This is a genomic window from Pseudoflavonifractor phocaeensis (assembly GCF_021531815.1).
GTDB classification, from domain to species: Bacteria; Bacillota; Clostridia; order Oscillospirales; family Oscillospiraceae; genus Lawsonibacter; species Lawsonibacter phocaeensis_A.
Genome location: NZ_JADYUM010000006.1, coordinates 17,684 through 37,663 on the forward strand (window position 1 = coordinate 17,684; position 19,980 = coordinate 37,663).

Sequence of the window (19,980 nt, forward strand, 5' to 3'; positions counted from 1 at the left end):
CCGCTAATAGAGAAAGAAACCGCCGTCGTAGCGGCGGCTGTCCCGCCGGAACACCCGGTCCAGCCCCTCCGCCTGGAGGACCTCGTCGGTCCAAGCGGTACTTCCTGCTTCGCCGGACCCTCTCCGCGTCTCTCCTGCGTCCGGCAGCAATTCCCCCCAGGGGACTGTCCCCCGCTGGGCTCCGCCCAGGTTCCGGTCAAAGTTGCTCCGGCCGCTTTCCGCTTCCTCCCCGTTCTCCCAGAGCGCCGGGGGCTCCTCCTCCCGGAGCTGTCCCCATCCCTCCAGCGCCCGGTCCAGGGCTTCCAGCTCCTCCAGCAGAGGCATGGAGAGGTATTCCTCCTCCTGGCCGCTTTGTTCCGGAGGCTCTGCTTCCTCCGGAGCGGCGGATGGTCCGGTTTCCTCCCCGCGGGGCCCGTCCGCCGCGTCTTCCTTCCGGCTGAATTGCTCCAGCTGCCGCACCGCCTCCCAGAGGGCGTCCTCGTCCTCCCCTTCCCGGGGTTCCAGATAGTCGGTCACCGCCCGCCGCCTCCCTTCAATTCCTCAAACCGGCCAAGGTCAAAGGCCGGGTTGGCTGCGCCTTCCCCCCACCGGGGGGCGGGGCGGCCGCAGGCGGGGCAGCGGGCCTCCTCCGCCCGGCTCCGGCACTCAGGGCACAGCCGGTCCAGTTCCTCCTCCCGGTCCAGGATCATCTGGACCAGGCACCAGAGGTAGTCCCGCTCTTTCATGTCCTGGGTCCGTTTCTCCGTGGGCAGGGCCTGAAAGGCCTTCAGCACCCGCCACCGCAGCCGTCCGCCCCGGTCGGAGCGGAGTTTTTTTTTACGTTCTCCAGTTCCTCCCGGTCCAGGGTCAAGCCGGGGTCCGCCTCCTTCCGGAAGGCGGACCACCGGGCCGCCAGCGCGCCGATCTCCTCCACGGTCAAGCCGGCCAATACCGCCTCCCCGCTGTCGAAGACCGGGCTGTGGTCCCCGGTCCGCTCCAGCGCCCGGGCCAGCAGGCAGGCGTTGGAGCAGAGGGCCCGCTCCCGGTCTGACCGGGCCAGCTCCCCCGCCTCCCGCCGGGCCTGGAGGACCTCCAGGGCGGACAGCAGGCGCAGGTCCATGCCGTTGTCCAGGGTGATCCGGTCACGCTGGGCCAAAATGGACAGGGTCACGGCTTACACCTCCGTCTCAATGCGCCGGGAGGCCACCAGGGTGACCTTCTCCAGCACCATGCTGCCCAGGGTGGCGTTCTCCTGGATGGAGCTCCACTGGCAGTCGGAGTAGATGATCTTCCGGTCCGGCTTGCAGATGACCAGGGAGAAGCCGGACAGGCTGTAAAAGTCGATGCCGTCCCGGATGGCCTCGTCGGTGGCGTACAGCCGGGTCAGCTCCACCACATGCTTGGCCTGGCCCGGAATGGTGGCCACCGGCTCCTGTTCCCCGAAGGCCTCCACGGCGGTGCTGCTCTTGGTGGCCTTGGCGGTGTAGCTCTGGACCACCGCCACCCGGGTACCGTCCACCTCCAGATAGATGTCGCTGCTGGTGGGAAATCCCGCGATACTCATGCTCTAACCTCCCTCGCTTCAAACGGTAATATGGGCCGTGAGCCAGATCTGATTCAGCCCATGGGCCACGGTGAAGGAGAAGTCCACCAGACACCGGGTGGGGTCTTCGGCGTCCGCCGTCACCGCCACATTCTCATAGCCGGTGATAATCTCCCGGGCCAGCTTGTTCTCCAGCTCCAGCACCACCTGGGCCCGGATGGCCCCCCGGCTCTGCTCCGTGTTCTTGGCCCGGCGGAACTTGGCCCGCAGGGCGGTGCGCAGGCTGGGGATCACGTCGTCCACAATGCGGATGGTGGACAGGTCCCGCCAGGTGCTGTCCGCCGCCTCCCCGGTGGTGGTGCGGGTAGTGATCCCCCGGACCACCGTGATCGCGCCCCCCACCTGCTCCACGGGGGTAACGCCCCCCAGAATCAGCCGGTCCAGGTCATTGTCCTCATAGCGCAGGGCCAAGCCGTGGAGGCCCAGCAGCTCCGCGCCGCCCATGGGGACGGCGGGGTCACCCTCCCCCGCGATGGCCCCGGCCAATGCCGCCGCCACCGACACGCCGGAGAGGCCGGCTCCCTGGCTGTCCACGGCCCCGGGGGCCGTCAGTACCACCCGCTCATGGTTCAGTTCCTTGGCCCGGGCGATCAGGTCGTCCACCGATTCGTCCTTGGCCCCGGCCACCACGGCGATGCGCTCCCGCCGGGCCTGGGACGCCTGGACGGCGCTGTCCCGCAGCTTCTTCTGGACCGCCGTGTCCGTGCTATCGCAGATGAGGACGGAGATGTCCTCTGTCATGTTCAGCGCGTCAAAGGCCGCCTGATAGCCGCTCTCGTCCGCCGCCGCCACCGCGGCCACGGCGGAGGCGCCGTTTTTCAGAGCCAGACGGATCAGCTCCGCCATGTCCTGCCCCCCGGCGGAGCCGAAGGTAGCCACCGCCTTGTCATAGCTGGTGATGATATGGACCGTTCCCGCCTGGGCCACCGTATTGATCGCCGCCAGGCCCACGGTCTTTCCGCCGCCGCTGCCGCTCACCACCGAGGACGCGTCATAGGCGGAGTAGACCCCCGGACGCTGATGTACCGTGATATTCATGTTTTCCATCCACCTCGCAGTTCAAAATCCAAAAAGAGCCCGCCCGACTGGGGCGTGCTGTACAGCCAGGCCTGACACACCGCCTGGGCCGTCCGTTTCAGCAGACTTGCCTGACTGTCGTGCTTCGTCTCCCCGCAGGAGAACTCCAGCACCTCCAGCCCCTGGGGTCCGTCTCCGGCGAGGGCGGCGGCCAGGGTGTCGAAGGCCGCCTGGAGCTCCGCCCCGTCCCCCCGGGCGGGGGCGTACAGGTCCAGGCCGAAGGTGAGCCTGACCTTCCGACCATACAGCTCCTCCCACAGTCCGGTGGTTTCGTTGTACCGCTCCCCCAGGTAATTCTGAAAGCCGGCGGGCCCGGCCTCACATGCCCGCAGGGAGACCACCGCCACCGGGGCCTCCAGCACCTGCCGCTGTCCCTGGGGCCAGGCCGTCACGGCCCGCACCCCCCGCTCCGTCAAATAGCCGGCCATCCGCTCCCGGATGTTCTCCAATCCAGTGCTCATAGTTCCTCCTTGTCCCGGGGACGGAGCAGGGCCCACCAGTGGCTGTCTCCCACCTGGTGGGCCGACTGGACGTCATAGTCCCGTTTCCCCCACGTCACCCGGCTCTCCCCGGCAGTCAGCGGCTGGTCGCCGGGACCCAGATAGAGCATCCGGTCCTCCCGGCGCAGGCCCAGGGGGGAGGGCACCTCCTGTCCCCGGCTCCGGTCCAGCACCGGCTGGAGGAAGGCCCGCAGGGGCACCTCCTCCTGGCCGGCTCTGGGGCGCACCAGGACCTGCTGTCCGTAGCGGTTCAAAATGCTCCGCCACTCCCGGTCCATCATCCCGCCACCCCCCGGAAAGCAAAGCCCGTCTCCCCCAGCCAGGGGGCCATCAGCCGCTCCGCCTGGGCGGTGCGGGACTCGCTTTTGTCTGCCCCGGTGCGGATGGACACATCGCCCGCGGTAAAGGAGGTCACCCGTCCGTTCCCCGCCACGCCTTCCAGACCGTCCATGACCACCATGGCGGCGGCCAGGAGGAAGGCGTCGCCGCAGTCCTCCGGCGTGACTCCCGCTCTCAGCCGCCCCTCCATGGCGGACACCACCGCCCGGACCAGGGGGAGCAGCAGCTCCTCCCGGTCCCCATCGGCCCCCATGGCTTTACACAGGGCTACGATTTCTTCCGTCATCTCAAACCTCCAGCACGCGGGAAGCGTCCTGGAACACCTTGGCAAAGCCGCTGACAGTGGTGATGGCGGCCCGCTCCAGCTGGCGGTCGATGAGCTTGTCGTACTCCACCATCACGTCGCTGCCCTGGACCATCTCCAGGGCGAACCGCTTGTCCAAGCCGATGGCGGTGCCGGCGGGCAGGACAGAGGTGCGCAGCAGGGTGGCGCCCAGGGGGGTGGTCAGCTTGCCGGTGCCCTGGAAATTCAGGCCGGTCATGGGATTCTGGAACTCGGACAGCTTGAGCATCTTGACCATCACGTCGCCGGACACCAGCAGGGCGTTCATCTGGTAGGGGTCGAACTTGGCCCAGAAGTCCACCAGGTCGTCGTAGGTCAGGGTGCCCTTGGAAGCCACCTGGTCCACGGCGGCGGCGTTGTTGTTGCCGTCGCCGTTCATCAGCACATCCACCGCGTCCTCCAGGTTGGCCCGGGCGATGTGGGCGCCGATCTGGCGCAGGGTGACGGAGAACAGGTCCAGCTTCTGATAGCGCACCGCCTCATAGCTGGCCACCAGCATACGGCCCCGCTTGCGCAGCTTGACCAGATTGGACTGGACCTGGATCGTGGTGGCGGGAATGGCCGTCCCCTCCTCAACATGGCGCAGCTCATGGGCTTCCCCATTCTCGGCGGTGATGGAACGGTAATCCATACCCTCGAACTTGGTGACGGCGGCGGTGATATGAGGCAGGATGTCCTCCTCCATGCCCTGGCGGACAGCCCGGGCGATGTACTCGGGGAACAGGACGGCGGAATCGGCGGTGCGGAAGAACTTTTCCACCACGTCGCTGCCCGCGCCTTTCACCTTGATGTCAAAGCGCTTGAGCTGGCGCTGGAAGGCGTCCAGCCCCTCCAGGCTGGTGCCTTTGTACTGCTCGCTGGGGTCCAGGCGCTCCAGCACCTGGGTAAAGGTGCTGCCCGCCTCCTGGTACATGCCCTTGTCCAGTTTCAGATTGTCATAAGAAAAAGCCATTGTTCCACGCTCCTCTCAAAATTACAGACACACCACGGCGCTGCCGCTGCCGGCGCTGACTACCAGGACAGTGACGCCGCCGCTGGCGGCCGCCTTTACGCCGCCCTGGCCGTCGGCCGCCAGGGTGGTCCATCCCAGGGCCAGGTCGCCGGTGCAGCTGACGGTGACAAAGCCCTTCACCTGGACGGCGGCAGCGCTCTTCCGGGGCTCCAGGGCCACGCCGCAGAAAGCGTCCCCCGCGGCGCAGGGGCCAACGGTGCCGTTGCCCGTCACCTTGACCACCTGGCCGCCCTCCACGCCCTCGTCCGCGGCGAAGGTGGCCGTCACGGCCCCAATGTCTTCAAAGGAAATTTTGCTCATCCTCAATGTTCCTCCCTTGTTTATTTGGTAGGGCGGGTATTTCTCCCGCCGCTATCCTCAAATCAAAAACGCCCGGTCCTTCTCGCTGTCCAGGGTTGCTTTCTCCCCGTACTCCAGCTGGGGTTTCAGGGGATAGCGCTCCTCCGCCCGGCCGCCGTAGGCCCGCTTCATGGCCAGCAGTTCCTCCCGGGACAGCTTGTCCGTCATGCCCGTCAGCGTTTCGCAGTCCAGGCCCATCCCGGCCAGCAGTCCCAGGCGCACCACTTCCTGCCTCAGCTCAGTCAGATAGGTCCGGCCCAGCCGGGCCTCCTCCTCCAATTTCTCCAGTTCCCGGGCGCAGCCGGGATGCTCCGCGGCCAGGGTCTTCAGATCGGCGTACACCCGGCCCGCACCCTTAACCACTCCGGCGGCAGGCTGGGCGGGCACCGCCACGAAGGAGAACTCATAGGCGTCATCGGCCCCCTCCAGGCTGGCGTAGCACAGCTGCCCGTCGTAGCGCTCTCCCTTTTTGTGGCCGCACGCGGCCCGGTTCAGGTCCGCCCCGCAGATGGAACACACCGCGCGCTCCACCGCGCAGCCCACGCTGACCTCCTTCTTGATGCCCCCCTCGATCTCTGCGATCAGGTCCTTTGTGCTGTCGGTACGCACCATATAGGCGTACCCCTTCAGCCAGCAGTAGCCGTCCCCCGCCCGGGTGAGCTTCTCCGGCTCCTGAATCACCTCGGCCTTGTAGATGCGGGCGGCCTGACCCCGGGCGGACCACTGGTGGTCAAAGATGCCGCTCTTGCCCACAAACAGAGGGGCCAGCTCCTCCAGGGTCCGGGGGGCGAACCGCTCCAAGTCCCGGTCCACCTCGTTGTCGCACAGCCGCACTGAGAAGGTGTACACCTCCTCCGCTTTCAGTTCCTTCCGGGATAGGGCGTTGATGAGGACCAGGTCCTCCCCGGTCACCGCCGTGCCCTGTCCTCCCTGGGATTCCTTTACGATCTTCATGTGTTCTCCTCCTTCATGCTCTCCGCCTGGGCGCGGTACAGATCGGCCTTGGCCTCCTCCACGATGTCCTGCAGGTTGATGTCCTCCCAGACGATCTCCACCCGGTCATCATAGCCGCGGAGCCGCAGCCACAGCTCGGCCACCCGGCACAGCACCGGTTCCACGCTGCGGCGGATGGCGGTGATCTCGCTGGTGAGCAGGTCGGCCTGCTGGGTGCTCATCCGCTCGGTGGAGGACCAGGACAGGCCCAGCATGAAGGGCGGAATGCCCGTCCGAGCCACCAGCTGCTCCAAAATCTGCCGCACCGGCACCTGGCTGTCCAGCACCTGGCTGTCGGCGCCGATGACCTTGATGTCCACGTCGCCCACCGCCACAAAGTCCCGTACCGAGCCCTCCCGGCCCGCCTGCATGGCGGAGGACCACTCCTGGGCGATCTGGCGGCACCGCTCCTGGGCAAAGCCCCCCTCGCCCTCCTCAGGCCGGCACACCACGGCAAAGCGCAGGTTGCCCGCCCGCTCCCAGTTCTGTCCCGTGGTCTGGAAGATCTTCAGCAGGATGCCCGCCAGAAAGGGCATGGACCGCAGCAGGGACACCCCACAGGGGGCGTCTCCCGTGGGCTGGAAGGGGGTGAACAGCAGCAGGTCCTGAAAGGGCAGTTCCTCCGGCGCTCCCACCTTCCGTTGGCACAGGCGGAAGTCCATGGGGTTGTCTCCCGTCTTCACTTCCACCTGCTCCGGGTCAGCGCACAGCAGGGCGGCGATATCCCGTCCGCCGGGTGCCAATACGATCTCTCCCAGGCCGTGGCCGCAGGTGAACATAGCGTCCAGATACCGGTCCAGAAAGGACTGCACCCCCCGCTGGCCCCAGCCTGTGTCCACCGTCTTCCAAAACCGCTCCAGCCCCGGCTGGGCCCGGCCGTCCCTGCACCGGACGGACATGCCGCCGCACAGGCGTACCAGCTTCCAGATGGCGGCGTCCACAATGGGCACGCCCTCCCGGATGGCCCGGTACAGGCTCAGTTCTCCCGGCCGCAGGGGCGTGTACCGCTCCAGCGCGCCGAAGGGGTGGCTGCCGCCCTGGCGCACCTGCACCACCGGAGCGGGCGGCTCCTTCCGTTTCCGTTCCCACCATTTCACTTTACTGACTCCCCCTTTTTGTAGGGACCGCCGTCCCCGACGGCCCGTCTTCCCGCCACAGGCGGAATGGATAAAAAGGTCCGGCGAAGCCGGACACCACGTTTCCTGATTGCTGGCTCAAAACCTTCTCCGCTCCACGCTCCCCGCAAACCAGCTGCCGTTTGTCTCCTTCGCCGCCACCGTGGCGGCAAAATAGCGGATCTCATCCATGGCATGGTCATGTTCTTTCCGCACCCGGTCCTGGCCGTCCCCCTGTTCTTCCCAACGGTAGAGGGAGAACTCCCGGATGGCGTCCCCGCAGCCCTTGCAGATGACGATTTTCCCCGCCTTCAGCAGCCGGGCGGTGAGACGGATGCCGGACAGCACCTCGTTGTCCGCCTTCCGCACCCGCCATCCCCGGCGGCGCAGTGTCTCGATAAAGCTGGCGGCGGAGGGGTCTACCACCACTGCCCGGATCTCCCGCCCCCCGGCCAGTCCGGCCAGCTCGTCTGCGTACTCCTCGTCGGTCTTCTGCCGCCGCTGCTGCCTGGCGTCGTAGTAATACTCCGCCACCCGGTACCACACCCCGTTCCGCTGGCCCCACAGCCCCATGGACGTGGGATTCAGGGTGCCGTAATCACAGGAGATGTGCCAGTTTTCCAGATTTTCCCTTGGAACATCCTGCACAAAGCGTTCGTCGAAAAAGTCGTAGACCCGCCCCTCGGCGGCCACCCACTCCCCCAGGACGAACCGGCGGTAGAAGGTCCCCTCAAACATGGTCTTGTACCGTTCCAGCACCTCCGGGGACAGCCCCGGATTGTCCTCCATGGAGAATTGGAGGCGCAGTGCTTTTTTCTCCTCTGTTTTTAAGATCCATTCCCGGTAGAACCAGTGGGCCGGGGACTCGGGGTTGCAGGAGAACCACAGCTTGCTGCCTGTCACCGAACACCGGGCCACCGCCTGCTCCACAAAGGACCGGGGCATCAGCGCCACCTCGTCCAGCAGGGCCCCCGCCAGGGTGATCCCCTGGATCAGGGCCGCCGAGCCCTCGTCCTTGCCGCCGAACAGGTAAAAGGTATTGCTGTGCCCGCCCAGCCGGACCTTCAGGATATTCCGGGACACCTTCTGCTCACAGCGAAAGCCCATGTTTTCCAACAGGGGCAGCAGCTCCTCCAGCAGGTTCCGCCGCACGGACACAATGGTTTTTCCGCACAGGGCGAAGTTCTTCCGGTGGAAGGAACGCATGGCCCAGCAGAAAAAGGAAAGGCCGGTGCACAGGGTCTTGCCGCTGCGCACCGCGCCGTCGCAGATGATGGCCTGTTTCTCCCTGTGGGGCGAGCCAGGCCGCCACCAGGTCAACACGTTCCGCTGCTTGGGGGAAAACACCATGTCCTCCACGGCCTCATTCCCCCTTCCCCTCCATGGCGCTCAGGAAGCGGTCCACCTGTTCCTCACCGCTGTGGTCCGCGGCGTCCAGCAGCCGCTCCAGGAGCCTGCCCCGGTCGGCGAATTTCAGCTCGATGACCCCGTTGGCCCCCCGCTTGAATTCAGTGAGGGCGTCCAGGTCCAGGTTCTCCAGGCTGCCCCACTCCTCCTCTGGGAAGCAGGCCAGACGGACTGCGTCCACGGCTCCGGCGTTGGCCAGCTTCCACATGCGTTTTAAAATCTGCTCCCGTCCCGGGAGTTTTGTGTTCGCCACCCTATCCCTCCTCACCTATCCCCTCCCAGCGCGCAAATGTTGCACGTTTCCCGTCACCCAAGAAAAATAAATTTTCGTTTATGGGGCAAAGGGATTCGCCCTGCGGGGCGAGTTCCTTTTGCGGCGATCAAAAGGAACCAACGGCCCAGGCCGCAAAATTTGAATTGACTCACACCGCCTTTTTGCTTCGCAAAATCCAGAGATTTTACGGGGGATCAGCAATATAGCCCGCCTCGGTCACGGCATGACCTGTCCCTGACACTCCTTACCTCCGTGGCCAGCCGGGGCCGCCCGGTGGGACGTGCCACTGAATCAAGTTTTGCACAACGGGGCGGAGCAGCGCAGTCAGGAACCACGCCGCACAATTCGGAAACGCAGGCGCTGACATTCAGTAGCTGTTCTCATCCAAACTCGTATTACTCAGGGCCGAAGGCCCGGAAAGAGAGGCAACAGAACCGAATTTTGCGCGCCGGACGCAAGGAATACTTTCCCAATCGAACTCTCATCAGGTCCGGGCCCGCAGGCCCGGAGATTTTTTGGGTACTTTTGTATCTCTACAAAAGTACCTCGCCCGGGGGCGAAACATCCCCATCCCCGTCCCGCCCGCAGGCGATAACTTAATACAAACAAAAATTTATCATCTCCCCTTCGCCCTCTTTCGGCATATCTCACGCGCAGGATAGATTATGGTATTGGGAGAGCCTGTCCAGAAAAAAATACCGGTTTCCCTCCTGCATAGAACTTCCTTTTCCTCCACATCCTGACCATACACACCAACGATGGTTCAGGAGGAACGATCTATGAAGCGACTTTCCGCTGTATGTCTGGCGGCGCTGATATTGTCCGCCGCCATTCCCGCCTCGTCCGCCGTGGGGGAGGACGCCGGCCTGTCCCTGTCCTGCGCCTCCTCCGTCCTGATGGAAAAGGAGACCGGGACCATCCTGTATGACCAGGACTCCCACGCCAAGCTGGAACCAGCCAGCGTCACCAAGGTCATGACCCTGCTGCTGGTGATGGAGGCGGTGGATTCGGGCCGGCTGTCCCCGGAGGACATGGTCACCGTCTCTGCCCACGCCGCCGGGATGGGCGGCTCCCAGGTGTACCTGAAGGAGGGGGAGCAGATGTCCGTCTCCGAGATGATCAAATGCGTCACGGTGGTGTCCGGCAACGACTGTGCCGTGGCCCTGGCGGAACATCTGGCGGGCAGCGAGACCGCCTTTGTCTCCCAAATGAACCAGCGGGCCCGGGAGCTGGGCATGGCGGACACCAATTTCGTCAACTGCACCGGCCTGCCCGCCCAGGGCCACCTGACCAGCGCCTATGACATCGCCCTCATGTCCCGGGAGCTGATCCTGAACCACCCCAACATCCGCCAGTACACCACCATCTGGATGGACTCCATCCGGGACGGGGCCTTCGGCCTGACCAACACCAACCGGCTGGTCCGGTTCTACCAGGGGACCACCGGTCTGAAGACCGGCTCCACCGACGGGGCGGGCTTCTGCATCTCCGCCACCGCCGAGCGGGACGGCATGGAGCTCATCGCCGTCATCATGAGATCCCCCACCGGCCCGGAGCGCTTTGAAGACGCCAAGGCCCTGCTGGACTACGGCTTCGCCAACTACGCCCTGGTCAACGCCTATCCCGACGCTCCTCTGGCTCCGGTGGACGTGCTGCTGGGTACCGTCTCCCAGGTCCAGCCCCAGCTCCAGCGGGAGTGCCGCCTGCTGGTACGCAAGGGCCAGGAGGACCAGGTGTCCACCAAGCTCACCCTGGCCGAGGACCTGGAGGCCCCGGTGGAACAGGGCCAGACCCTGGGCCAATTAGAGGTCTATGTGGGGGAGGAGCTGCGGGACACCGTCCCCATCGTCTCCGCCCAGCAGGTGGACAGGCTCACCGTTCCCGGCATCTTCACCCGGATGCTCCGTCAGCTGCTCATGGCCGGCTGACCTACCCGCCTCCGGCGGGTACATAGTTGCCTTTTCTGTCTTTTTTCTCCCAAAAGATATGTTTCCCTCTATTTAACTTGACGGCACAAACAGCTTGTTGTATAATTTATATAAATATTCAGGGATTGTTTTGACACGGCGTTGTGCTTTTTACCCCAATCTCTGGTATTAACTCTCCACAGAGGTGATCATTTTGTCTAAATATCAGGAAAATCTCTCCTCTCATGAACTATTTTTTGAGCTGGAGGCTTTCTCCGAGGGCCGTTCCACCCACGCCTGGCGCTGCTTTGGCTCCCACCCCGCCAAGGACGAGAACGGCACCGAGGGTTATCTGTTCCGGGTGTGGGCGCCCAACGCCCCCCTGGTTTCCATTATCGGTGATTTTAACAACTGGGACCTCCAGGCCACCCCGATGACCAAGCTGGAGGGCGGCATCTGGGAGGCTTTCGTCCCCGGCCTACAGCGCTATGACGCCTACCAGTACGCCATCCACAAGGCCGGCGGCGGCTTTGTGGGCAAGGCCGACCCCTACGCCTTCCACGCCGCCACCCGTCCCAACGTATCCAGCAAGATCTATGACCTGGACACCGGCTACCAGTGGGGGGACCAGAGCTGGATGGAGTACCGGGCCAAGCAGGTCCCCTATACCTCCCCCATGAATATCTACGAGTGCCATCTGGGCTCCTGGCGCCGCACCGGCGAGGGCGAGTTCCTCAGCTACCGGGACACCGCCGCTTACTTAGTTCCTTATGTAAAGGAGATGGGCTTCACCCATGTGGAGCTGCTCCCCGTCACCGAGCATCCCCTGGACGCCTCCTGGGGCTACCAGTGTACCGGCTATTTCGCCGCCACCAGCCGTTTCGGCACCCCCGATGACCTGAAATACCTCATCGACCAGCTCCACCAGGCGGGCATCGGCGTCATCATGGACTGGGTCCCCGCCCACTTCCCCCGGGACGCCTTCGGCCTGTACAACTTCGACGGCACCCCCACCTATGAGTATTCCGACCCCCGGAAGGGCGAGCACGCCGACTGGGGCACCGACGTCTTCGACTACGGCCGCAACGAGGTCCGCTCCTTCCTGTTCTCTTCCGCCATGTTCTGGCTGGAGGAGTACCACATGGACGGCCTGCGGGTGGACGCCGTCTCCTCCATGCTGTACCTGGACTACGGCCGGCAGGACGGGGCCTGGATGCCCAACGTCAACGGCGGCCACGAAAACCTGGAGGCCATCGAGTTCCTCCAGAAGCTGAACACCGCCGTCTTCGCCGCCCACCCCGACGTGCTGATGATCGCCGAGGAGTCCACCGCCTGGCCCAAGGTGACCTATCCCGTCAGCGACGGCGGCCTGGGCTTCAACTTCAAGTGGAACATGGGCTGGATGAACGACATCTGCCACTACATCAAGATGGACCCCTATTTCCGGCAGTTCAACCACCGGGACATCACCTTCTCCCTGATGTACGCCTTCTCGGAGAACTACATCCTGCCCCTGTCCCATGACGAAGTGGTCCATATGAAGGGCTCCTTCTTCGGCAAGATGCCCGGGGACAACCCCCAGAAGTTCGCCGGCGTCCGGGCCTTCTACACCTACATGATGACCCATCCCGGCAAGAAGCTCACCTTCATGGGCGCCGAGCTGGGCCAGTGGAACGAGTGGCACTTTGAATACTCTCTGGACTGGCACCTGCTCCAGTATGAGCCCCACCGCCAGACCCAGGCCTTCTTCAAGGCCATGAACGCCCTCTATCTGGAGCAGCCCGCCCTCTGGCAGCAGGACAACTCCTGGCAGGGCTTCCAGTGGCTGTGCGCCGACGACAACACGGCCAACACCGTGGCCTTCCTGCGCTGGGACAAGGAGGGCAAGCCTCTGATCGTGGTGTGCAACTTCTCCCCCGAGCACCGGAAGGGCTACCGGGTGGGCGCTCCCTTCGGCGGCACCTGGGCCCCCATTCTGAACACCGACGCCCCCGAGTTCGGCGGCCAGGGCTTGGGCGACACCGCCCCCATCAAGACGGAGAAGGTCCCCTGCCACGACCAGCAGCAGTCCCTGACCATCGACCTGCCTCCCATGTCCGCCATGATCTACCGCTGCGTACGGAAGAACCCCGTCCGCAAGCCCAAGGCGGACAAGGACGCCGCCCCCGCCAAGGCTGAGAAGGCCCCCACAGCCAAAAAGGCCGCAGCGTCCAAGGCGGAAAAAGCCCCCGCCAAGGCCAAGAAAGCTGCCGCGCCCAAGGCCAAAAAGGCGGCGCCCCCCAAGGCGAAGAAGACTGCCAAGCCCAAGGAACCCGCGCAGGACTGATCCCCGGGAACAACAGGGCGCGCCTCCGGCGAGCGCCTGCTTCCATATAGCTCCCCCCGAAACAGACAAGAGGTGACAGTATGAAAAAAGAAGTTGTGGCCATGTTGCTGGCCGGCGGGCAGGGCAGCCGCCTCTACGCCCTGACCAGCCACGTGGCGAAACCCGCCGTTCCCTTCGGCGGAAAGTACCGCATCATTGATTTTCCCCTGTCCAATTGCGTCAACTCCGGCATCGACACGGTGGGCGTCCTGACCCAGTACCGTCCCCTGGAGCTGAACAGCTATCTGGGCAACGGCCAGCCCTGGGACCTGGACCGCTCCGACGGCGGCGTCCATATCCTGCCTCCCTACATGCGGGAAGGCGACCAGGGCACCTGGTATAAAGGCACCGCCAACGCCATTTATCAGAACATCGGCTTCCTGGACCTGTACGACCCCGAGTATGTGGTGATCCTGTCCGGCGACCATATCTACAAGATGGACTACGCCGACATGGTGGACCTGCACAAGAAGACGGGCGCCGCCTGCACCATCTCCGTGCTGGAGGTCACCATGGAGGAGGCCACCCGCTTCGGCATCATGAACGTGGACGCCGAGGACCGGATCTTCGAGTTCGAGGAGAAGCCCAAGCATCCCAAGAGCAACCTGGCCTCCATGGGCATCTATGTGTTCACCTGGTCCAAGCTGCGCCAGTACCTGATCGACGACGAGGCCGACCCCAACTCCTCCAACGACTTCGGCAAGAACATCATCCCCAACATGCTGGCCGCCGGTGAGAAGATGATGGCCTACCGCTTCCAGGGCTACTGGAAGGACGTGGGCACCATCAACTCCCTGTGGGACGCCAATATGGACATGCTGGCCCCCCGGAGCAGCATCGACCTGTACGATCCCAGCTGGCCCATCTACGCCCGTACTCCCATCAAGCCGCCCCACGTCACCGGCCCCAACGCCAAGATCTCCCACTCCCTGGTCACCGGCGGCTGCCAGGTGGACGGCACGGTGGAGAACTCGGTGCTTTTCCACTCAGTCACGGTGGAGGAGGGCGCGGATGTCCAGTATTCCATTCTGATGCCCGGCGCCGTGGTGAAGGCGGGCGCCAAGGTGTCCTACGCCATCGTGGCGGAGAACGCCGTGGTGGAGTCGGAGGCCGTGGTGGGCTCCGCCCCCGATGACAGCCCCGAGTGGGGCATCGCCGTGGTGGCCAGCGGCGTCACCGTGGGGGAAAAGGCTGTGGTCTCCCCCAGCGCCATGATCCGGGAAGATGTGAAGGGAGGTGAGCGGGCATGAACGACCTCCATGGTATTCTCTTTGCCTACCGCTCCGACGCCAATCTGGGTGAGCTGACTCGCCCGCGCAACACCTGTTCTCTGGCCTTCGGCGGCCGGTACCGTCTGATCGACTTCATGCTGTCCAACTACGTCAACGCCGGCATCACCGACGTGGGCGTCATCGTCCATGAGAGCTACCAGTCCCTGCTGGACCACCTGGGCTCCGGCAAGGACTGGGACCTGAGCCGCAAGCACGGCGGCCTGCGCATCCTGCCCCCCTTCAGCTACGCGGAGCAGGGCCACGGCGAGTACCGCGGCAATATGGAGGCCCTGGCCGGCGTGGCCGGATACCTGAAGAACATCCGCCAGGACTATGTCATCATGGGCTGGGGCGACGTGGCCGTCAACCTAGACGTGGAGGCGGTCTATGACCAGCACATCGCCTCCGGCGCTGACATCACCGTGGTGTGCACCCCCACTCTGAACGGCGCGCCCCGGTTCTCCGAGTATGTGGAGGTCAGCGCCGACGGCCGTGTCACCGACCTGTCCGTCCATCCCACCTCCGCCGACAAGGCTCTGGAGTCCCTGGAGATCTATGTCATGTCCAAGCAGCTGCTGATGGATATGGTGGAATATTGTGCCGCCCACGACGTACATAGCTTCAGCCGCGGCGTGCTCCAGCCCCGTCTGAAGTCCCTGAAGCTGATGCCCTATATCCACCAGGGCTACGCGGGCCGCTTCCAGTCCGTGGGCGACTACTTCCAGCGCTCCATGGACCTGCTGGACCCCGCCATCCGGGCCGACCTGTTCAACCCCGCCCGTCCCATCCGCACCAAGGACATGTCCAACCCCTCTACCTATTACGGCCCCAACTCCGTCTCCAAGTGCTCTCTGGTGGCGGACGGCTGCTACATCGAGGGCGAGGTGGAGAACTCCATTCTCTCCCGCGGCGTCATCGTGGAAAAGGGCGCCAAGGTGGTCAACAGCGTCCTGATGCAGGGCACCGTGGTCAAGGCGGGAGCCTCCCTGGCCTACGTCATCGCGGATAAGAACGTCACCATCAACGCTGACCGTATGCTGATGGGCCACTCCACCTATCCTCTGGCCATCGCCAAGGGCACCGTGGTATAACACACAAGAAACAGCGGCTCCATCGTGCGGAAAGCGGGGAATCTCCTCCCTCTCTCCCCCGGTGGAGCCACCTTATACTTGATTGCGGTCCTTTCTTTGCCTCCTCCGGGGCGCGGCGTTCCGCCGCGATCAAGCCGCGTGCAGCGGGTTTGATCAAAGAACTTGCAGGATACCCTGTCTCTCCGGCATTTTCGAACGAAAGGGGATCATTATGAAAATCTTATTTGCCTCTCCCGAAGTTGCTCCCTTCATCAAGACCGGCGGTCTGGCCGACGTGGCCGGCTCCCTCCCCCAGGCTCTGGCCAAGGAGGGCCATGAGGTCAAGGTCATTCTCCCCCTGTACGAGGGGATCGGCCAGGAATGGCGCAGCCAGATGACCTTCCTGAAATATTTCAACGTCACCCTGTCCTGGCGTCAGGTCTACTGCGGGGTCTTTGAACTGGAGCGTGACGGCGTCACCTACTGGTTTGTGGACAACGAGTACTATTTCAAGCGCTGGCAGATCTACGGTCACTTCGATGACTGCGAGCGGTTCGCCTATTTCTCCCGGGCCGTCATCGAGACGCCGGGGCAGCTGGATTGGGCTCCCGACGTCATCCACTGCAACGACTGGCAGACCGCCCTGGTCCCCGTCTATCTGCTGGAGGAGAAGTACCGTATCCCCCAGTTGGCCCACGCCAAGTCCGTCTTCACCATCCACAACATTGAGTACCAGGGCCGCTACGGCGAGCAGGTGCTGAAGGACGTCATCGGCCTGGACGCCAGCTACTTCAACGAGGGAATGCTGGCCTACTTTGGGGACGTGAACCTGATGAAGGGCGCCATCATGGCCTCCAATTTCGTTACCACCGTCTCCCCCACCTACGCCCAGGAGCTGCGCACCCCCTTCTATGCCAAGGGTCTGGACGGCGTCATCAACCAGCAGGCCGGCAAGATCGAGGGCATCCTCAACGGTATCGACATGGAGCTGTATGACCCTGCCACCAATCCCGGCCTGACCGCCAACTTCACCACCAAGGCTCTGGTCAAGGGGAAGAACGAGTGCAAGCTGGCCCTTCAGAAGGCCGTGGGACTCCAGGAGAACCCGGACATTCCCATCATCGCCTGCATCTCCCGCCTGGTGGGCCACAAGGGCTTCTCCCTGGTCACCGATGTTCTCCATGAGATCATGGGTATGGACGTGCAGATGGTGGTGCTGGGCACCGGCGACTGGCAGTATGAGGAAGCCTTCCGCCACGCCCAGAGCCAGTATCCCGGCCGTTTCGCCGCCCAGCTGACCTACTCCGCCCCCCTGTCCACCATGATCTACGCCGGCGCCGACATCTTCCTCATGCCCTCCATCTCCGAGCCCTGCGGCCTGAGCCAGATCATCGCCATGCGGTTCGGCACCGTCCCCGTGGTCCGGGAAACTGGTGGTCTGAAAGACACCGTCACACCATACAATAAGTTCACCGGCGAAGGACGCGGCTTCACCTTCTCCAATATCAACGCGGGAGACATGATGTGGGTGCTGCGGGAGGCTGTGGACCTCTATCACAACAACAAGAAGGCCTGGCGCAGCCTCCAGAAGGCCGGCATGACTGCCGACTTCTCCTGGACTAATTCCGCCAAACAGTACCTGGACATCTACCAGCGCATCCAGGACTGACCGTTCCCCGTCATCCAGGGGCCCCCGCCGGAAGGCGGGGGCCCCTTTCTTCCTCCTTTCCGCTCTTTCCCCGTCAAATATTGTATAAAATGGACAGAGCGTCCCGCGTTTTCTCCCCTTTTGCGCCTTTCTGCCGATTGACGCTTTCTGGAAAACCTGATACAATTAAAGGCTGTAAAAGCTCTATTCCCCCACACTTTTTCATAATAAATCATAAAATGATAAAACAATTCAAGGAACGGGAGGCAGCGTTATGGCTGAATATACCAAGGCCCAGCTTACCGATATGATTATAGGAAAGCTCCAGCGCAACTTTGGACGCACCGTGGAGGAGGCCACCAAGAACCACATGTTCAAGGCCTGCGCCCTGGTGCTCCGGGACATCATGTCCCGCCGCCAGATGGAGACAGACAACCGGATCTGGGAGGGCCAGCAGCGCCAGGTCCACTACCTGTCCCTGGAATTTCTGATGGGCCGCTCTCTGGAGAAAAACGCCTACAATCTGGGGCTGCTTGACACTCTGAAGGACGCTCTGGAGGACCTGGGCTTTTCCGCCTCCGACCTGTTTGAGCAGGAGCCCGACGCCGGTCTGGGCAACGGCGGCCTGGGCCGTCTGGCCGCCTGCTATCTGGACTCCATGACCACCCTGGAGATCCCCGCCACCGGCTATTCCATCTGCTACGAGCTGGGTATCTTCAAGCAGAAGATCATCGACGGCAAGCAGGTGGAGCTGGCCGACAACTGGCTGGGCCTGGGCGACGCCTGGCTCATCCCCAAGCTGGACGAGACTGAGGAGGTCCGGTTCGGCGGCAAGATCGTGGACCATTGGGACGAGAACGGCCACAACCACCCCGAGCATGTGGGCTACACCACCGTTCTGGCCATCCCCCGGGACATGGAGATCGCCGGCTACCAGACCCGCCACACCAATATCCTGCGCCTGTGGGACGCCAAGAGCCCCGTGCCCGTGGATATGTCCCTGTACTCCCGGGGCGAGTACCTGAAGGCGGTGGAGCAGCAGGCCATGGCCGAGGTCATCGCCAAGGTCCTGTACCCCGATGACAACCACTACGAGGGCAAATCCCTGCGTCTGAAGCAGCAGTACTTCTTCGTCTCCGCCACCGTCCAGTCCATCGTCCGCAAGCACCGCTCCCAGTACGGCACCCTGCGTAACTTCCACGAGAAGCACGTCATCCAGATCAACGACACCCATCCCACCCTGGTCATCCCCGAGCTGATGCGGATCCTTCTGGATGTGGAGGGCTACTCCTGGGACGAGGCCTGGCACATCGTCACCCACAGCGTCTGCTACACCAACCACACCATCCTGGCTGAGGCTCTGGAGCGCTGGCCCCAGACCCTGATCGAGACCCTGCTGCCCCGGATCTGGGAGATCCTCAAGGAGATCTCCGGCCGCTATCAGCGGGAGCTGGAGTACCGCTACGGCGGCGACATGGGCAAGGTGGGCCACATGGCCATCATCTGGGGCGGCGAGGTCCGCATGGCCAACCTGTGCGTCTGCGCCTGCCAGGCCATCAACGGCGTGTCCGCCCTCCACTCCGACATTCTGAAGCGGGACGTCTTCCACGACGCCTATCTGGCTAACCCCGACAAGTTCCAGAACGTGACCAACGGCATCGACCACCGCCGCTGGCTGTCCCAGATCAACCCCAAGCTGGACGCCCTGATCCGGGAGTGCACCGGCGGCGACCAGTACCTGCTCCAGCCCGAGGCCATCCGCGGCCTGGAAAAATACAAGGATGACGCGTCCGTTCTGGACCAGCTGGCCAAGATCAAGCAGGAGAACAAGCGCCGCTTCGCCAGCTATGTGGCCCGTGAGTCCGGCGTGATCCTGAACACCGACGCCATCTTCGACGTCCAGGTGAAGCGCCTCCACGAGTATAAGCGCCAGCTGCTCAACGTGCTCCATATCGTCCACCTGTACAACCAGCTGCGGGATAATCCCAACATGGAATTCACCCCCCAGACCTTCCTCTTCGGCGCCAAGGCAGCCCCCGGCTACCTTGTGGCTAAGGACATCATCCAGCTCATCAACTCCCTGTCCAACCAGATCAACAACGACCCCATCTGCAAGGATAAGCTGCAGGTGGTCTTCCTGGAGAACTACCGGGTCTCCCTGGCGGAGAAGCTGATGCCCGCCTCCGAGCTGTCCGAGCAGATCTCCACCGCCGGCAAGGAGGCCAGCGGCACCGGCAACATGAAGTTCATGATGAACGGCGCCCTGACCATCGGCACTCTGGACGGCGCCAACGTGGAGATGCACCAGCAGGTGGGCGACGAAAACATCTTCCTCTTCGGCCTCACCGCCGACCAGGTGGCTGAGCGCAAGCGCCAGGGCTACCGCTCTCTGGACTACTACCAGCAGAACCCGGCGCTGAAGCGGGTCATCGACCAGATCGCCTCCGGTTTCAGCGACCACACCACCTATGTCAATCTGACCAACCGCCTGCTGTTCGGCAGCGGCGGCTCCCTGGCCGACGAGTACATGCTGTTCGCCGACTTTGACAGCTACTGCGCCGCCCACCGCCGCGCTCTGGAGACTTACGCCGACCAGCGGCGCTGGAACCAGATGTCCCTCATCAACATTGCCCGGTCCGGCATCTTCGCCGCCGACCGCTCCATCTCCGAATACGCCAAAAACATCTGGCATGTGCCCACCCGTTAAAATCAACGAAAAGCGCCCTCCTGTTCCCCAT

The 19,980-nt window shown here is 63.7% G+C and carries 20 protein-coding genes; 6 read left to right on the forward strand and 14 right to left on the reverse strand.

Going from position 1 to position 19,980, the window contains the following annotated elements; translation table 11 throughout:
• Positions 1-3: 3 nt before the first annotated feature.
• From I6E42_RS05035 to I6E42_RS05100, 14 genes are all read right to left on the reverse strand, one after another.
• Positions 4-516 (reverse strand): hypothetical protein, encoded by a 513-nt coding sequence (locus I6E42_RS05035; RefSeq protein ID WP_235370840.1) that lies wholly within the window; start codon positions 514-516, stop codon positions 4-6.
• Positions 513-773, reverse strand: a complete 261-nt coding sequence (locus tag I6E42_RS05040) for a molybdopterin oxidoreductase (RefSeq protein ID WP_235370841.1) — start codon at positions 771-773, stop codon at positions 513-515. The genes I6E42_RS05035 and I6E42_RS05040 overlap by 4 nt, the downstream gene beginning before the upstream one ends.
• The gene (locus tag I6E42_RS05045; RefSeq protein WP_235370842.1) at positions 767-1,150 is read right to left on the reverse strand and encodes a hypothetical protein; all 384 of its coding nucleotides are present in this window, start codon (positions 1,148-1,150) and stop codon (positions 767-769) included. Before I6E42_RS05045 ends, I6E42_RS05040 begins: the two co-directional genes overlap by 7 nt.
• A 3-nt stretch (positions 1,151-1,153) precedes the next feature.
• Positions 1,154-1,543 carry a hypothetical protein gene (locus I6E42_RS05050; RefSeq protein WP_235370843.1) on the reverse strand — a complete coding sequence of 130 codons (390 nt, stop codon included), beginning with the start codon at positions 1,541-1,543 and terminating at the stop codon, positions 1,154-1,156.
• A gap of 18 nt (positions 1,544-1,561) precedes the next feature.
• A complete protein-coding gene (locus I6E42_RS05055; RefSeq protein WP_235370844.1) occupies positions 1,562-2,620 on the reverse strand; it encodes a phage tail sheath C-terminal domain-containing protein in 1,059 nt (352 codons plus the stop codon).
• Positions 2,617-3,120, reverse strand: a complete 504-nt coding sequence (locus I6E42_RS05060; protein WP_235370845.1) for a hypothetical protein — start codon at positions 3,118-3,120, stop codon at positions 2,617-2,619. The genes I6E42_RS05055 and I6E42_RS05060 overlap by 4 nt, the downstream gene beginning before the upstream one ends.
• On the reverse strand, positions 3,117-3,440 hold the full coding sequence (locus tag I6E42_RS05065) for a hypothetical protein (RefSeq protein WP_235370846.1): 324 nt from the start codon (positions 3,438-3,440) through the stop codon (positions 3,117-3,119). Before I6E42_RS05065 ends, I6E42_RS05060 begins: the two co-directional genes overlap by 4 nt.
• The gene (locus I6E42_RS05070; RefSeq protein WP_235370847.1) at positions 3,437-3,784 is read right to left on the reverse strand and encodes a hypothetical protein; all 348 of its coding nucleotides are present in this window, start codon (positions 3,782-3,784) and stop codon (positions 3,437-3,439) included. The genes I6E42_RS05065 and I6E42_RS05070 overlap by 4 nt, the downstream gene beginning before the upstream one ends.
• Position 3,785: 1 nt before the next feature.
• Positions 3,786-4,793, reverse strand: coding sequence for a phage major capsid protein (locus I6E42_RS05075; RefSeq protein ID WP_235370848.1), 1,008 nt, complete (start codon positions 4,791-4,793; stop codon positions 3,786-3,788).
• Positions 4,794-4,814: 21 nt separating this feature from the next.
• Entirely contained in the window at positions 4,815-5,153 is a 339-nt protein-coding gene (locus I6E42_RS05080) for a hypothetical protein (protein ID WP_235370849.1), read from the reverse strand.
• A 57-nt stretch (positions 5,154-5,210) separates the two neighbouring features.
• Positions 5,211-6,146: a hypothetical protein gene (locus tag I6E42_RS05085; protein WP_235370850.1), complete on the reverse strand. Its 936-nt coding sequence runs from the start codon at positions 6,144-6,146 to the stop codon at positions 5,211-5,213.
• Positions 6,143-7,282: a phage portal protein gene (locus I6E42_RS05090; RefSeq protein ID WP_235370851.1), complete on the reverse strand. Its 1,140-nt coding sequence runs from the start codon at positions 7,280-7,282 to the stop codon at positions 6,143-6,145. Before I6E42_RS05090 ends, I6E42_RS05085 begins: the two co-directional genes overlap by 4 nt.
• 117 nt (positions 7,283-7,399) lie before the next feature.
• A complete protein-coding gene (locus tag I6E42_RS05095; protein ID WP_235370852.1) occupies positions 7,400-8,659 on the reverse strand; it encodes a PBSX family phage terminase large subunit in 1,260 nt (419 codons plus the stop codon).
• Between the two features lie 4 nt (positions 8,660-8,663).
• On the reverse strand, positions 8,664-8,960 hold the full coding sequence (locus tag I6E42_RS05100) for an XRE family transcriptional regulator (protein WP_235370853.1): 297 nt from the start codon (positions 8,958-8,960) through the stop codon (positions 8,664-8,666).
• A gap of 800 nt (positions 8,961-9,760) precedes the next feature.
• Between I6E42_RS05100 and I6E42_RS05105 the strand changes: the two genes are divergently transcribed.
• The 6 genes from I6E42_RS05105 (at position 9,761) to I6E42_RS05130 (ending at position 19,949) form a co-directional block, all read left to right on the forward strand.
• Positions 9,761-10,909: a D-alanyl-D-alanine carboxypeptidase family protein gene (locus I6E42_RS05105; RefSeq protein WP_235370854.1), complete on the forward strand. Its 1,149-nt coding sequence runs from the start codon at positions 9,761-9,763 to the stop codon at positions 10,907-10,909.
• A gap of 193 nt (positions 10,910-11,102) precedes the next feature.
• On the forward strand, positions 11,103-13,214 hold the full coding sequence (gene glgB / locus I6E42_RS05110) for a 1,4-alpha-glucan branching protein GlgB (RefSeq protein WP_235370855.1): 2,112 nt from the start codon (positions 11,103-11,105) through the stop codon (positions 13,212-13,214).
• Positions 13,215-13,294: 80 nt separating this feature from the next.
• On the forward strand, positions 13,295-14,503 hold the full coding sequence (locus I6E42_RS05115) for a glucose-1-phosphate adenylyltransferase (protein ID WP_235370856.1): 1,209 nt from the start codon (positions 13,295-13,297) through the stop codon (positions 14,501-14,503).
• Positions 14,500-15,615: a glucose-1-phosphate adenylyltransferase subunit GlgD gene (gene glgD / locus I6E42_RS05120; protein WP_235370857.1), complete on the forward strand. Its 1,116-nt coding sequence runs from the start codon at positions 14,500-14,502 to the stop codon at positions 15,613-15,615. Before I6E42_RS05115 ends, glgD begins: the two co-directional genes overlap by 4 nt.
• A 211-nt stretch (positions 15,616-15,826) precedes the next feature.
• Positions 15,827-17,263 (forward strand): glycogen synthase GlgA, encoded by a 1,437-nt coding sequence (gene glgA, locus I6E42_RS05125; RefSeq protein ID WP_235370858.1) that lies wholly within the window; start codon positions 15,827-15,829, stop codon positions 17,261-17,263.
• A gap of 253 nt (positions 17,264-17,516) precedes the next feature.
• Complete coding sequence (locus tag I6E42_RS05130; RefSeq protein WP_235370859.1) at positions 17,517-19,949, forward strand: glycogen/starch/alpha-glucan phosphorylase; 2,433 nt, start codon at positions 17,517-17,519, stop codon at positions 19,947-19,949.
• The last annotated feature ends 31 nt before the right edge of the window (positions 19,950-19,980 follow it).

What these genes read in the sequence shown, in the direction of transcription:
- I6E42_RS05055 (WP_235370844.1), bottom strand. Translation starts at nt 2,620, where the DNA reads ATGAATATCACGGTACATCAGCGTCCGGGGGTCTACTCCGCCTATGAC.
- I6E42_RS05080 (WP_235370849.1), bottom strand. Translation starts at nt 5,153, where the DNA reads ATGAGCAAAATTTCCTTTGAAGACATTGGGGCCGTGACGGCCACCTTC.
- I6E42_RS05075 (WP_235370848.1), bottom strand. Translation starts at nt 4,793, where the DNA reads ATGGCTTTTTCTTATGACAATCTGAAACTGGACAAGGGCATGTACCAG.
- I6E42_RS05115 (WP_235370856.1), top strand. Translation starts at nt 13,295, where the DNA reads ATGAAAAAAGAAGTTGTGGCCATGTTGCTGGCCGGCGGGCAGGGCAGC.
- I6E42_RS05050 (WP_235370843.1), bottom strand. Translation starts at nt 1,543, where the DNA reads ATGAGTATCGCGGGATTTCCCACCAGCAGCGACATCTATCTGGAGGTG.
- glgD (WP_235370857.1), top strand. Translation starts at nt 14,500, where the DNA reads ATGAACGACCTCCATGGTATTCTCTTTGCCTACCGCTCCGACGCCAAT.
- I6E42_RS05065 (WP_235370846.1), bottom strand. Translation starts at nt 3,440, where the DNA reads ATGATGGACCGGGAGTGGCGGAGCATTTTGAACCGCTACGGACAGCAG.
- I6E42_RS05130 (WP_235370859.1), top strand. Translation starts at nt 17,517, where the DNA reads ATGGCTGAATATACCAAGGCCCAGCTTACCGATATGATTATAGGAAAG.
- I6E42_RS05060 (WP_235370845.1), bottom strand. Translation starts at nt 3,120, where the DNA reads ATGAGCACTGGATTGGAGAACATCCGGGAGCGGATGGCCGGCTATTTG.
- I6E42_RS05070 (WP_235370847.1), bottom strand. Translation starts at nt 3,784, where the DNA reads ATGACGGAAGAAATCGTAGCCCTGTGTAAAGCCATGGGGGCCGATGGG.
- I6E42_RS05085 (WP_235370850.1), bottom strand. Translation starts at nt 6,146, where the DNA reads ATGAAGATCGTAAAGGAATCCCAGGGAGGACAGGGCACGGCGGTGACC.
- glgA (WP_235370858.1), top strand. Translation starts at nt 15,827, where the DNA reads ATGAAAATCTTATTTGCCTCTCCCGAAGTTGCTCCCTTCATCAAGACC.
- I6E42_RS05105 (WP_235370854.1), top strand. Translation starts at nt 9,761, where the DNA reads ATGAAGCGACTTTCCGCTGTATGTCTGGCGGCGCTGATATTGTCCGCC.